The following is a 12,924-nucleotide window of genomic DNA, read 5'->3' as shown; positions in this document are numbered from 1 at the left end:
CCGTGGTCGGGCGGCGGTGCTGCGGAGCGGTCGGCGCCCCCTCGGGGGAGTGCCGCGCCCAGGGGTGTCCGGCTCGGTCCCGACGCCCCCCTCGCAGCCTACCGATGGCCTCGTACAGTGCCGCTATGAGTGATCAGGTGCGCGATCAGGAGCGGCAGCCGGTGCTGCGCGTGAAGGGGCGGGTCCTCGTCGGCCCGGACGAGGTGCGGGACGGACTGTGGGCCGTCGACGGGCGGATCACCTTCGACCGGCCGCCGGGCGCGGACCGCGCGGAGACCGTCACGGGCTGGGCGCTGCCCGGCCTCGTCGACGCGCACTGCCATGTCGGCCTGGACCGGCACGGCCCGGTCGACGGGGCGACCGCCGAGAAGCAGGCACTCACCGACCGGGAGGCCGGGACCCTGCTCATCCGGGACGCAGGGTCGCCCTCCGACACCCGCTGGATCGACGACCGCGAGGACCTGCCGAAGATCATCCGGGCGGGCCGCCACATCGCCAGGACCCGCCGCTACATCCGTAACTACGCCCACGAGATCGAGCCCGGCGACCTCGTCGCATACGTGGCGCGGGAGGCCCGGCGCGGGGACGGCTGGGTCAAGCTGGTGGGGGACTGGATCGACCGGTCCGCCGGGGACCTCACCGCCTGCTGGCCGCGCGGCGAGGTGGAGGCGGCCATCGCGGAGGCGCACCGGCTGGGCGCCCGCGTCACCGCGCACTGTTTCGCGGAGGAGTCGCTGCGCGATCTGGTCGAGGCGGGCATCGACTGCGTCGAGCACGCCACCGGCCTCACCGAGGAGACCGTCCCGCTCTTCGCCGAACGCGGGGTCGCCATCGTCCCGACCCTGGTCAACATCGCCACGTTCCCCGACCTCGCGGCGGGCGGCGAGGACAAGTTCCCCCGCTGGTCGGCCCATATGCGGCAGCTGTACGAGCGCCGGTACGACACCGTGCGCGCCGCGTACGACGCCGGCATCCCGGTCTACGTCGGCACCGACGCGGGCGGCTCGCTGGCGCACGGCCTGGTCGCGGGCGAGGTGGCCGAGCTGGTGAAGGCGGGCATCCCGTCCCTGGAGGCCCTCTCCGCCACCACGTGGGGGGCGAGGCGGTGGCTGGGGCGGCCGGGCCTGGAGGAGGGCGCTCCGGCGGATCTGGTCGTGTACGAGGAGGACCCGCGCGCCGACGTCCGGGTGCTGGCGGCCCCGCGCCATGTGGTGCTCAACGGTCGGGTGGTGGGGTGAGCCGGGGCCGGGGCGCCGGGTGGTGACGGGTTGACCGGGGGTGACGTAACCGGCCCCCGGCTCGTTGAACGCCTTTACGCGGCCCCCGGTACGGTCGCACGCCGTTCGGTTCACCCGTGGGAAACGGGTGACGGAACGAGGCGCGGGGGAACGCGCGTGCCGAAAGATTCGAATATGCGCGCGAAAACCCCCCTTTGGGGTGAACTCACTTCAGGTGTCCGCCAGTTCACCCACAGTGCGTAAAGATTCACGGAGTCGATGCCACCGGCACAGGCGATGTCCCCCATTGGACTGCGCCGGTGGCTCCATGTCTCTTGTGGGGGTTCCACCATCTTGAACAGCAACACCTTCCGTCTCGCTGCCCTGGCGGCCGCCGCCGCTCCCGTCGCCCTGTTTGCCGCCGTCCCCGCGCAGGCAGCCCCGGCGACGCCCGCCACCGGCGGCGAGGGCAAGGCGAGCGCGGTCGTGCTCCGTACCGGGCTCGACGTCTCGCTCCTCAACAAGTCCGTCCAGGTGCCCCTCAAGGTCACGCTCAACGAGGTGCAGGCCCCGGCCAGCGCCGAGAAGACCGCGCTGACGGTGAACCTGGACGGTGTCGAGGGCGGGAAGCCGGTCAGCGTGCTGCGCGCCGACGTGGCCACGGCCGAGGCGACCGTGGACGAGAAGAAGGCCGAGGGCTACACCAACCTGGCCAAGGCCCGCGTCCACGTGCCCGGTCTGCCGCTGCTCTCGCTCATCGAGGTCGAGAAGGTCACCTCCAAGGCGTTCTGCGAGGTCGGCAAGGCGCCCGTCGCCGAGTCCAACGTGCTCGGCCATGTCGCGGTGCTCGGCAAGAAGGTGACGCTCTCCGCGGGCGGGCCGACCCGGGTGGCGGTGCCGGGCGTCGGTGAGGTGAGCCTCGACCTGTCGAAGACGGAGACCACCTCCCGTACGGCCGCCGCGACGGCGCTTCAGCTCAAGGTGGCGGTCAACCCGCTCGACCTCAACGTGGCCGAGGTGAACGGCGAGGTCACCCTCGCCGGGGCCACCTGCGAGACCCCGAAGAAGCCCGAGAAGCCGGGCACCACCGACGGCGGGGCCACGAACGGCTCCACCGGAGGCTCCACGGGCGGTGACACGGGCGGTTCCACCGGTGGTTCGGACGGCGGTTCCACGGGCGGCTCCACCGGCTCGACCGGCGGCGACCAGGGCGACGGCGGTGCCGGGACGAAGCCGCAGACCGGCTCCGACACCACGCCCAACCTCGCCGAGACCGGCGGCAACTCCTCCACCCCGTACCTCGCGGGCGGCGCGGCCCTGCTGCTCGCGGCCGGCGCGGGCGCCACGGTGATCGCGCGCCGGCGCAGCGGCAGCCAGGGCTGATCCCCGCCTTACGGGGGACCTCGGGGCGGCGCCCGTACGACGGAACGCCGCCCCGAGGGGGCCGTGACGCCCTACGGGCCCCTCAGCGCCCCGTCCGCGCGGGCAGCGCCTGCACCGCCTGGTCCAGGGCCTGGAGGAAGCGGTTCGTCGTCGTCCGGTCCCGCACGGCGAGCCGCAGCCACTGCGGCCCGAGCCCCGGGAACGTGTCACCGCGACGGGCCGCGAAGCCCAGCAGCCGCAGCCGCTCCCGGATCTCCGCCGCCCGCTCCAGCCGGACCAGCACGAACGGCCCCCGCGCCTCCTCCACCACCCGCACCTCGCTGAACTCCGCGAGCCCGGCCAGCAGATGGGCCCGGTCCACCGTGATCCGGTCCGCCGCCTCGGCCGCCTCCACCAGCGCCCGCGGCTCCATGCACGCCTGGGCCGCCGCCAGCGCCGGGGACGACACCGGCCAGAGCGGCTGCGCCTCCGCCAGCAGCGCCACGGTCTCCGGCTCGGCCAGCACATAGCCGATCCGCAGCCCCGCCAGCCCCCAGGTCTTGGTCAGGCTGCGCAGCACGACCAGCCCCGGGATGTCCGTACGCCCGCAGAGCGCCTCGCGCTCGCCCGGCACCACGTCCATGAACGCCTCGTCGACCACCAGCGTCCGCCCCGGTCTGGCCAGCCGCTCCAGCAGGGCCGCCGGGTGCAGCACGGACGTCGGGTTGGTCGGGTTGCCGACCACCACGAGGTCCGCCTCCTCCGGCACCGCCGCCGGATCCAGCCGGAAGCCGTCCTCCGCCCGTAGCAGCACCCGCCCCACCCCGTGACCGGCCGCCCGCAGCGCCGCCTCCGGCTCGGTGAACTGCGGATGCACCACCACCGGGCAGCGGGCCGGGAGCGCCCGCGCGATCAGGACGAACGCCTCGGCGGCGCCCGCCGTCAACAGCACGCGCTCCACCGGCAGTCCGTGCCGCTCGGCGACCGCCTCCCGGGCCGCGGTGCCGTCGGGATAGGCGGCCAGCGAGACCAGGGACGCGGCTATCCGCTGGCGCAGCCACTCCGGTGGGGTGTGGGCCCGGACGTTCACGGCGAGATCGGTCAGATTCTCGCCGCGCACCTCCGCGTCGCCGTGGTGCCGCAGGTCGGGCCCGGCGCTCTCGATGTCCCGCGTGGGGGGATGCGTGGGGGGATTCATGGCTGCCATGGTGAACGGGCCGGGGCCTTCCGTCACGAGTGGGGTGGAAGTTTTCTCGCCGGAAACGGGGAATGACGGGAGGACGGCCGGAAAGCGGCGGGCCACCGCACAGGTCGCACGTCCCTTTCCGGCGGACTTCTCCACCACCAGCTCGTCCGCCTCGATCAGCGCCGCCGCCTCCGCGACCGACGGTGTGCCCACCGAACCGGCGGCCGCGTCCGACGGGTTCGGCACCCGCACCCCGGCCAGCGCCGCCGCCGGATGCGACCGCACCGCGACCCCCAGCCGGGCGGCGGCCCCCACGATCCCGGGCTCGTCCGCCTTCGCGTCGACGGTCGCCACCTCCACCACATCGGCCATCCGCAGCCCGGCCCCGCGCAGCACCGCCTCGATCAGGCCGTACACCTCGTCGGCCGGCACACCGCGCCGGGCACCGACCCCGACGACCAGGTTCCGCACACCGGGCTCAGGGGTGGGGGTCGTCATGGCGGGGCCGGCCTTTCACATCAAGCACGTCGAGCGGTGGGGGGTGGATCTGTTCCGTATACGGTCACGGGCCCGGTCCCCGTGGCGGGCGGGGCCGCCGGGGAGAGGGCCACGGGTAAGGACCCACCGAGATGCGGGCGACGGGGTCGATCGGCTAGCAAGACCCCATGGCGGTGTTCGTCGCGCTCGGCGCGTTCCTGATGACCCTGGTCGGCGGCTGGGTCGCGCAACGCGTCACCGACCGCCGCCACCTGGTGCTCGGCCTCGCGGGCGGGCTGATGCTCGGCGTGGTCGGCCTGGACCTCCTGCCGGAGGCCCTGGAGGCGGCGGGCACACCGGTGTTCGGGGTGCCCGCGGCGCTGCTGCTGTTCGTCGGCGGCTTCCTGGTGGCCCATCTGGTCGAGCGGCTGCTCGCCGCCCGCCAGGTGGCACACGGGGCGGACGGAGAGCGGGTGCCGCAGGTGGGGCTGGCGGCGGCCGCCGCGATGGTCGGCCACAGCCTGATGGACGGCATCGCGCTCGGCGCCGCCTTCCAGATCAGCGGCTCCATGGGCGTGGCCGTGGCGCTGGCCGTGATCAGTCATGACTTCGCCGACGGATTCAACACGTACACCCTCACCAGTCTTTACGGGAACGCCCGCCGCAAGGCGCTCCTGATGCTCTTCGCGGCCGCCGCGGCCCCGGTCGTGGGGGCCGCGACGACGCTGCTGTTCACCCTTCCGGAGGAACTGCTCGGCGGCTATCTCGGATTCTTCGGCGGAGCCCTGCTCTATCTGGCCGCCGCCGAGATTCTTCCCGAGGCACACCACACCCATCCCGCCCGCTCCACCCTTCTCTGCACCGTCGGGGGCGTGGGCTTCATCTGGCTGGTGGTCGGCATCGCGGAGTGAGCCGCGCGCACGCCTCCGCGCGCCCTGGTGCGCCTCACCGCGCCCGGCAGTGCTCCACGAACCGCCGGGCCACCTCCGGCGAGGCCGCCCAGTGGGTGTGCAGATAGCTGGCGTGCACGCCCCGCTGGACGTACCCCTCCACCCGCCGCTCCGGCTGGTGCATCCCCCAGGCGGGCACCGGACCCGCGCCCGGCTCCAGCACCGTCCGGTGGAACTCGTGCCCCCGCATCCGGGTCCCGGCCGCCGCGAGCGGGCTGTCCGAGACCGCCACCGCCTGCCGGTACCCGAGCGTGAGCCGCTCCGACATCCGGGCCTCCGCGTCCAGCACCCCGCACATCGGCTTCCCGTCCAGCTCCCGCGCCAGATAGAGCAGCCCCGCGCACTCGGCCGCCACCGGGGCACCGCTCAGCGCCAGCCCGGTCACCGCCCGCCGCAGCGGCTCGTTGGCCGACAGCTCGGGGGCGTACACCTCCGGGAACCCGCCGCCGATCACGAGCCCCGCCGTCCCCGCCGGCAGCTTCTCGTCCCGCAGCGGGTCGAAGACCACGACCTCCGCACCGGCCGCCGTCAGCAGCTCGGCGTGTTCCGCGTAAGCGAAGGTGAACGCGGCCCCGCCCGCCACGGCGACGACGGGCCGAGGGCCTTCCGCAGGGGCGTACGCGGGCTCCCACGCCTCATCCGGCAGCGCGGGCGCCGTCCGCGCCAGTGCCAGCAGCGCGTCCAGGTCGCACCCGGCGAGGACCCGCTCACCCATGGCCCGTACGGCCTCCACCGCGTCGCCCTGCCGCTCGGCCACCGGGACCAGCCCCAGATGGCGCGAGGGCGTCGCGACCTGCGGGGCCCGCCGGATCACGCCGAGCACGGGCAGCCCGGACTCGTCCAGCGCGTCCCGCAGCAGCGCCTCGTGCCGGTCGGAGGCCACCTTGTTCAGGATCACCCCGCCGATCCGCACCTGAGGGTCCCAGGAGGCGAACCCGTGCACCAGGGCCGCCACCGACCGCGACTGCGAGGAGGCGTCCACCACCAGCACCACCGGCGCCTTGAGCAACTTCGCCACCTGCGCGGTCGACGCCAGCTCGCCCTGCCCCGAGGCACCGTCGTACAGCCCCATCACGCCCTCGACCACGGCGAGGTCGCACCCCGCCGACCCGTGCGCGAAGAGCGGGGCGACCAGCTCCGGCCCGCACATGTACGCGTCGAGATTCCGGCCCGGGCGGTCCGTCGCCAGCGCGTGGTAGCCCGGATCGATGTAGTCCGGGCCCACCTTGTGCGGCGAGACGGCCAGCCCGCGCGCGGTGAAGGCGGCCATCAGGCCGGTGGCGACGGTGGTCTTGCCGCTGTTCGAAGCAGGTGCGGCGATGACCAGACGGGGCGTACTCACCACTCGATGCCCCTCTGGCCCTTCTGCCCCGCGTCCATCGGGTGCTTGACCTTCGACATGTCGGTCACCAGGTCGGCGGCCTCGATGAGCGCGTCCGGCGCGTTGCGGCCGGTGATCACCACGTGCTGGGTGCCGGGCCGGTTCCGCATCACCTCGACGACCTCGTCGGTGTCGATCCAGCCCCAGTGCAGCGGATAGGCGAACTCGTCGAGCACGTACAGCTTGTACGTCTCGGCGGCGAGGTCGCGCTTGACCTGCTCCCAGCCCTCGCGGGCCTTCTCCTCGTTGTCGAGCTGGCCGTCGCGCTGGACCCAGGACCAGCCCTCGCCCATCTTGTGCCAGTCGACGGTGCCGCCCTCGCCGCTCGCGCCCAGCACCTTCAGCGCGTTCTCCTCGCCGACCTTCCACTTCGCCGACTTCACGAACTGGAACACCCCGATCGGCCACCCCTGGTTCCAGGCGCGCAGCGCGAGCCCGAAGGCGGCGGTCGACTTGCCCTTCCCGATGCCCGTGTGGACGAACAGGAGCGGGCGGTTGCGGCGCTGACGGGTGGTGAGCCCGTCGTCCGGCACCGATATCGGCTGTCCCTGCGGCATTAGGCGGCCCTCCCGGCGGCGGTGACGTCCTTGACGAGCCCGGCGATCGAGTCGGCCCGCAGCTCGTCCAGCGTGACGGCGGTGCCTCCCAGCTCCCGGGCCAGCTCCCCGGCGAGACCGAGGCGTACGTACCCCGACTCGCAGTCCACGACGACCGAGGCCGTCCCCTCCGAGCGGTGCAGCCGCGCCGCCCGCCCCGCGAGCGCCACGGGCTCCGGCCCCCCGGTCGCCCGGCCGTCCGTGACCACGACGAGCAGCGGCCGGCGCGACGGATCGCGCAACCGCTCCACCCGCAGCACGTCATGGGCCTTGAGCAGCCCGGCGGCCAGCGGAGTGCGCCCGCCCGTCGGCAGCGACTCCAGCCGGGCGGCGGCCGCGTCCACGGACGAGGTCGGCGGCAGCGCCACCTCCGCCTCCTTGCCCCGGAAGGTGACCAGACCGACCTTGTCCCGCCGCTGGTAGGCATCCAGCAGCAGCGAGAGCACGGCCCCCTTGACCGCGCTCATCCGCTGCCGGGCCGCCATCGACCCGGAGGCGTCCACGACGAACAGCACGAGGTTGCCCTCCCGCCCCTCCCGGGTCGCCTGCCGCAGGTCGTCCCGGCGCACCACGAGCCCGCGCCCGCTGCGCCCGCGCGCACGCTGGTGCGGGGCGGCGGCCTGCACGGTGGCGGCCAGGTGCAGCTTGGTCAGCGCTCCCTCGGGCCGCCGCGCGCCGGTCGTACGCCCGTGCTCGGTACGGGCCCGGGAGCGCCGCCCCGCAGCGCCCTCACCGAGCCCCGGCACGCTGAGCATCTTCGTACGGAACGGCTCGGCGGCGGCCACCGGCTGCTGCTCGCTGCCGGCGGGCCGTCCGGGCGCACCGGGCGCGCCCTCGGGGGCCGGGGACGGCGCATCGCCCTCGGAGCCCTGGGGCGGAGTCCGGTCCTCCCCGTCGGCCTGCGGCGGAACGCCACCGCCTCCGCCGCCGTCACCGCCGCCATCGGGACCGGGGTCGGGATCGTCGTCGTCGTGGTTCTCCTGCGGACCGGCCTCGTCCAGCGTCCGGTCGAGCTTGTCCTCGTCGAGGCCCGGTGCGTCGAACGGGTTGCGGCGCCGCCGGTGGGGGAGGGCCAGCAGGGCGGCCTGCCGTACGTCGTCGGCGGTGACCTCCTCGCGCCCGGCCCAGGCGGCGAGCGCGGTCGCGGTCCGGGCCATCACGATGTCGGCCCGCATCCCGTCCACCTCGAACGCGGCGCAGGTGGCCGCGATCTGCCGCAGCACGCCGTCACCGAGCACGACCCGGGGCAGCAGGGCCCGCGCGCCCGCGATCCGCTCGCGCAGGGCGCCCTCCTCCTCGGCCCAGCGCGCGGCGAACCCCTCGGGATCGTCGTCGTACGCGAGCCGGCGCCGTACGACCTCCACCCGCTCGTCGGTGTCCCGGGAGGCGGAGACCTCCACGGTCAGCCCGAACCGGTCCAGCAACTGCGGCCGCAGCTCGCCCTCTTCCGGGTTCATCGTGCCGACCAGCAGGAACCGTGCCGCATGCCGTACGGAGACGCCCTCGCGCTCGACGTACGAGGCACCCATGGCCGCCGCGTCCAGCAGCAGGTCCACCAGGTGGTCGTGGAGGAGGTTGACCTCGTCGACGTACAGGATCCCCCGGTGCGCGTCGGCCAGCAGCCCCGGCTCGAACGCCTTCACGCCCTCCGAGAGCGCCCGCTCGATGTCCAGCGCCCCCACGAGCCGGTCCTCGGACGCGCCCACGGGCAGCTCCACGGTCCGCGCGGCCCGTGCCACTCCGGCCGCCTCCGCGTGCGGCCCGTCGGGACACGCCGGGTCGGGCGAGACCGGGTCGCAGGAGAACCGGCACCCCGGTACGACGGCGACCTCGGGCATCAGCGCGGCCAGCGCCCGCACGGCGGTGGACTTGGCGGTCCCCTTCTCACCCCGCACGAGCACGCCGCCGACGGCCGGACTGACGGCGTTCAGCAACAGCCCGAGCCGCAGGTCGTCCTGCCCGACGATCGCGGTGAACGGATAGGGCGTACTCACAAGGCCTCCTCGTCGACATGCTGTTCAGCTTCCTGCCCGAGCCCGGCGGACCCGGCATTCTCAAGCTCCGGGCCCTTTGACGCGGCGGACCCGGCATTCTCAACCCCCTGGTCCCTTGACGCGGCGGACCCGGGATTCTCAAGCTCCTGGTCCCTTGACGCCGTGGACCTGGGATTTTCAACCCCCTGGCCCCTTGACGCGGCGGACCCGCGATTCTCAAGCCCCTGGCCCTTTAACCCGGCAGACCCGGGATTTTCAACCCCCTGGCCCTTTGCCGGGGCGGACCCGGGATTTTCAAGCCCCTCCGGCGATTGAGGAGCGGGGTCCGGGGCAGTGCCCCGGCTCTCCGGCGCACCCGCACCCGCACCCGCACCCGCACCCACGTCCCCCGGCCCCGAAGGGGCCCCCGGCGGCACGAACGGCAACCCGCGCGGCGCGCCCCCCTCGATCAGCCGCCACAACGCGTCCGTGTCCGCGTGCTCCTCCACCAGATCCCCGAGCCGGTCCAACTGCTCCTCCCGCAGCACCCCGAAACAGGTGTCCGGCGCCGGTACGAACCGCCGCCCGGCGGCCCGGGCCACCTCCTCCAGGAACCGCCGCCGGAACGCATCGCTCTCCAGCGACCCGTGCCAGTGCGTGCCCCACACCGCCCCGACCCGGCAGCCGTCCAGGAACGGTTCCCCGCCCCGTACATCGGCCACCCCGTGGTGGATCTCGTACCCCTCCACCACCTCACCGAGCGCCGAACCCACCGGCCGCGCCAGCGTCTTGGCCCGGTCGAAGCGGACGCGTACGGGAAGGAGTCCCAGCCCGTCCACGACCCCGGCCCGCGACTCCACCTCGTCCTCGATGCGCTCACCGAGCACCTGGAACCCGCCGCAGATCCCCAGCACCGGACGCCCCTCGGCCGCCCGCCGCACCAGCGCCTCCGCGAGCCCGCGCTCACGCAGCCAGGCCAGCGCCTTCACCGTGCCGCGCGTGCCGGGCACGACGACCAGGTCCGCGTCGGCCAGCTCCTCGGCCCGGTCCACGAACCGCACGACGACGCCCGGTTCGGCGGCCAGCGCGTCCACGTCCGTGAAGTTGGACATCAGCGGCACCGCGCAGACCGCGACCCGCAGCACGTCCTCCCCGTGCGGCGGCGCCACGACCGACTCGCGCACCGCACCCCGCAGGGAGACCCGCAGCCCGTCCTCCTCGTCGATGCCGAGCCCGTGGGCGTACGGCAGCACCCCGTACGTACGCCGCCCGGTCAGCCCGTACAGCATGTCCAGCCCCGGCTCCAGCAGCGAGACGTCGCCCCGGAACTTGTTCACCAGATAGCCCGCGACCAGCGACTGGTCCTCCGCGCTCAGCAGGGCCGTCGTCCCGAAGAACGAGGCGAAGACCCCGCCCCGGTCGATGTCCCCGACGACCAGCACGGGGAAGCGGGCGGCCCGCGCGATGCCCATGTTCACGATGTCGGTGCGCCGGAGGTTGATCTCGGCCGGTGACCCGGCGCCCTCGCAGATCACCGCGTCGTACGTGGACCGCAGCTGCTCCAGGCAGTCCGTGACCGTCCCGAGCAGGGCCTCCTGACGGCCCCCGTGATACCCCCGGGCGCTCATCTCGCCGACCGGCCTGCCCATCAGGACGACCTGGCTGGAACGGTCGCTGCCCGGCTTCAGGAGCACCGGGTTCATCAGCGCCGTCGGCTCCACCCGGGCGGCCTGGGCCTGCATGGCCTGGGCGCGCCCGATCTCGGCGCCCTCGCGGGTGACGAAGGAGTTGAGGGACATGTTCTGCGCCTTGAACGGCGCGACCTTCACGCCCCGGCGCACCAGCCAGCGGCAGATGCCCGCCGTGACGACGCTCTTGCCCGCGTCGGAGGTCGTCCCCGCGACCAGCAGCCCGCCGCCGCTCATGCCCGCCCCCGTTCCCGTACCGCACCGCTCGATGCCGTACCGCTCGCGCCCACGCCGGTCATCCCCGCCCCCGCTTCCGTGCCCCGACCGAAAGCCCTGCGGTCGAAGGTCCTGCCCCCGAACGCCCTGCGGCCGACCGGTTCGCGACCAGGTGCCCGGCCACCAGCCGGCCCGCTACACAGACCCCCAGGGCCAGCGCGCCCACCCGCCGCGAGAGCCCGACGGCCCGCTCGATGTCGCTGCCCCGGACCTCCCGCCCGGACGCCCCGTTCAGCACCGGCCGGTGCTCCACGCGCCCGGCGTACGCGAGCGTGCCGCCCAGCCGTACGCCGAGCGCCCCCGCGAACGCCGCCTCCACCGGGCCCGCGTTCGGGCTCGGATGGCGGTGCGCGTCCGCCTGCCAGGCGCGTACGGCCTCCGCGGGCCGCCCGCCGGCCACCACGGCCAGCGCGGCGGTCAGCCGGGCGCCGGGCCAGCCCACCACGTCGTCCAGGCGGGCCGAGGCCCAGCCGTAGCGGCGGTAGCGGGGCGACTTGTGGCCGACCATCGCGTCCAGCGTGTTCGCGGCCCGGAAGCCGACGAGCCCGGGGACCCCGCCGATCGCGCCCCACACCAGCGCGCCCACGACGGCGTCCGAGGTGTTCTCCGCGACCGACTCCACGACCGCGCGGGCGATCCCCGGGCCGTCCAGGGCCTGCGGGTCGCGCCCGCACAGATGCGGCAGCCGCTCCCGGGCCACCTCCAGGTCCCCGGCGGCCAGCGCGCCCCCGATGGCGCGGGCCTCCCGGCCCAGCGACGTACCGCCGACGACCGACCAGGTGGTGGCGGCGGTCAGCGCGACGGCGAGCGCGGGGCGCCCCCGTACGGCACGGGCGGTCAGCGCGGCGGCCCCCACGGCGCCTCCGGCGCAGACGAGGGTGTGCAGCGCGCCCCGGCCCCGGTCGTCCCGCCACAGCAGCGACTCCACGCGCGCGGCCACCCGCCCGAAACCGGCGACGGGGTGCCCCCGGCGGGGGTCACCGAGCAGGGCGTCGGCGACGAGCCCGGCGGTGGCGCCGTACGCGAAGACGCGCCCGGCACGCAGAGGAGCGCGGCCGGCGCGTACGGGAAGGCGATCGGCGCGCAGAGGAGCGCGATCGGCACGCACGGGGTCAGGCCGTCGCGGGGCGGGAGGTTCCGGCGTACGGGAACAGCGGCACGTGCGGGAACGACGGCACGTACGGGAACAGCGGCAACGGCGGCTGCGGCGCTCGGCGGCCAGGCATGGCGTCAGGTCCTTAACTCAGGGTCCGCGCCCTGGTTCGACGTGTCCGGCGACGAGAGTCTCCTGGCTCCCGGATCCGCACGTCCCCCGGCCTTCCAGCCCGCGCGCGGCGGGCCGTGACTCCGGTGTGGGGGAGTGCTCCCCGGTGACAGTGGCGGGACCGCGCCGGATTCGCACCGGCTTCCTCTCCTGTCGCCGTAATGGCCCAGGCAGTCCACCACGCTGCGAGAACGGCCGTCAACTTGCTGTTGACCTGCGGAGGCCCGGTGTGCGCAGACGCACACGCGGACGCGCATCGGGCCGGACACACGGTGGTGTGTCCGGCCCGATGGAGTGCGTCGGCGCGGGTCAGGCGACGATCAGATAGATGCCGTACGCGACCGCCGCCACGCACGCCGCGAAGGCGGCGTACGCGCCGGTGCGCGCCAGCGCTGCCGTACCGCCGGAGGCGGCGGGGGTGTCGCTGTCGGCCGGGGCCGACAGCTTGGAGAGGGCGACGATGCCCAGGGTGAAGACGCCGACCAGTGCGACGGTGACGACGAGACTGACACCGAAGACGGAGGCGAGAGCTGCCCAGTCGATTTTCATGCGGA

General features: G+C 74.6%; 10 protein-coding genes and 1 riboswitch. Of the genes, 3 read left to right on the top strand and 7 right to left on the bottom strand.

The window, feature by feature from the left end:
* Positions 1–161 precede the first annotated feature (161 nt).
* Entirely contained in the window at positions 162–1,238 is a 1,077-nt protein-coding gene (locus ACQ9ZG_RS06125) for an amidohydrolase family protein (protein WP_109917047.1), read from the top strand.
* 333 nt (positions 1,239–1,571) lie between these two features.
* The gene (locus ACQ9ZG_RS06120; RefSeq protein ID WP_499280069.1) at positions 1,572–2,600 is read left to right on the top strand and encodes an SCO1860 family LAETG-anchored protein; all 1,029 of its coding nucleotides are present in this window, start codon (positions 1,572–1,574) and stop codon (positions 2,598–2,600) included.
* An 82-nt stretch (positions 2,601–2,682) separates the two neighbouring features.
* On the opposite strand, the gene cobC is transcribed toward ACQ9ZG_RS06120, so the two are convergent.
* Positions 2,683–4,263, bottom strand: a complete 1,581-nt coding sequence (cobC, locus tag ACQ9ZG_RS06115; protein ID WP_499280068.1) for an Rv2231c family histidinol phosphate aminotransferase CobC — start codon at positions 4,261–4,263, stop codon at positions 2,683–2,685.
* Between the two features lie 167 nt (positions 4,264–4,430).
* Here cobC and ACQ9ZG_RS06110 point away from each other — a divergent pair, with 167 nt between their 5' ends.
* Positions 4,431–5,153 (top strand): ZIP family metal transporter, encoded by a 723-nt coding sequence (locus ACQ9ZG_RS06110; protein ID WP_028419351.1) that lies wholly within the window; start codon positions 4,431–4,433, stop codon positions 5,151–5,153.
* Positions 5,154–5,187: 34 nt separating this feature from the next.
* Here ACQ9ZG_RS06110 and ACQ9ZG_RS06105 read toward each other — a convergent pair whose 3' ends face one another.
* The 6 genes from ACQ9ZG_RS06105 to ACQ9ZG_RS06080 form a co-directional block, all read right to left on the bottom strand.
* Positions 5,188–6,537, bottom strand: a complete 1,350-nt coding sequence (locus tag ACQ9ZG_RS06105; RefSeq protein WP_499280067.1) for a cobyrinic acid a,c-diamide synthase CobB — start codon at positions 6,535–6,537, stop codon at positions 5,188–5,190.
* Positions 6,531–7,130, bottom strand: a complete 600-nt coding sequence (cobO, locus tag ACQ9ZG_RS06100) for a cob(I)yrinic acid a,c-diamide adenosyltransferase (RefSeq protein ID WP_070203786.1) — start codon at positions 7,128–7,130, stop codon at positions 6,531–6,533. The genes ACQ9ZG_RS06105 and cobO overlap by 7 nt, the downstream gene beginning before the upstream one ends.
* Positions 7,130–9,163 carry a putative cobaltochelatase gene (locus tag ACQ9ZG_RS06095; RefSeq protein ID WP_499280066.1) on the bottom strand — a complete coding sequence of 678 codons (2,034 nt, stop codon included), beginning with the start codon at positions 9,161–9,163 and terminating at the stop codon, positions 7,130–7,132. Before ACQ9ZG_RS06095 ends, cobO begins: the two co-directional genes overlap by 1 nt.
* Complete coding sequence (locus ACQ9ZG_RS06090; protein ID WP_109917143.1) at positions 9,160–11,067, bottom strand: cobyric acid synthase; 1,908 nt, start codon at positions 11,065–11,067, stop codon at positions 9,160–9,162. The genes ACQ9ZG_RS06095 and ACQ9ZG_RS06090 overlap by 4 nt, the downstream gene beginning before the upstream one ends.
* A 58-nt stretch (positions 11,068–11,125) precedes the next feature.
* A complete protein-coding gene (locus ACQ9ZG_RS06085; protein ID WP_499281574.1) occupies positions 11,126–12,151 on the bottom strand; it encodes a cobalamin biosynthesis protein in 1,026 nt (341 codons plus the stop codon).
* Positions 12,152–12,388: 237 nt separating this feature from the next.
* A riboswitch (cobalamin riboswitch) is annotated at positions 12,389–12,517 on the bottom strand.
* A gap of 162 nt (positions 12,518–12,679) precedes the next feature.
* Positions 12,680–12,919 (bottom strand): hypothetical protein, encoded by a 240-nt coding sequence (locus tag ACQ9ZG_RS06080; protein ID WP_018488183.1) that lies wholly within the window; start codon positions 12,917–12,919, stop codon positions 12,680–12,682.
* Between the last annotated feature and the right edge of the window lie 5 nt (positions 12,920–12,924).

This window comes from Streptomyces araujoniae (assembly GCF_050871195.1).
Lineage (GTDB): Bacteria > Actinomycetota > Actinomycetes > Streptomycetales > Streptomycetaceae > Streptomyces > Streptomyces bacillaris.
This window is presented reverse-complemented; position numbering and strand designations above follow the sequence as displayed.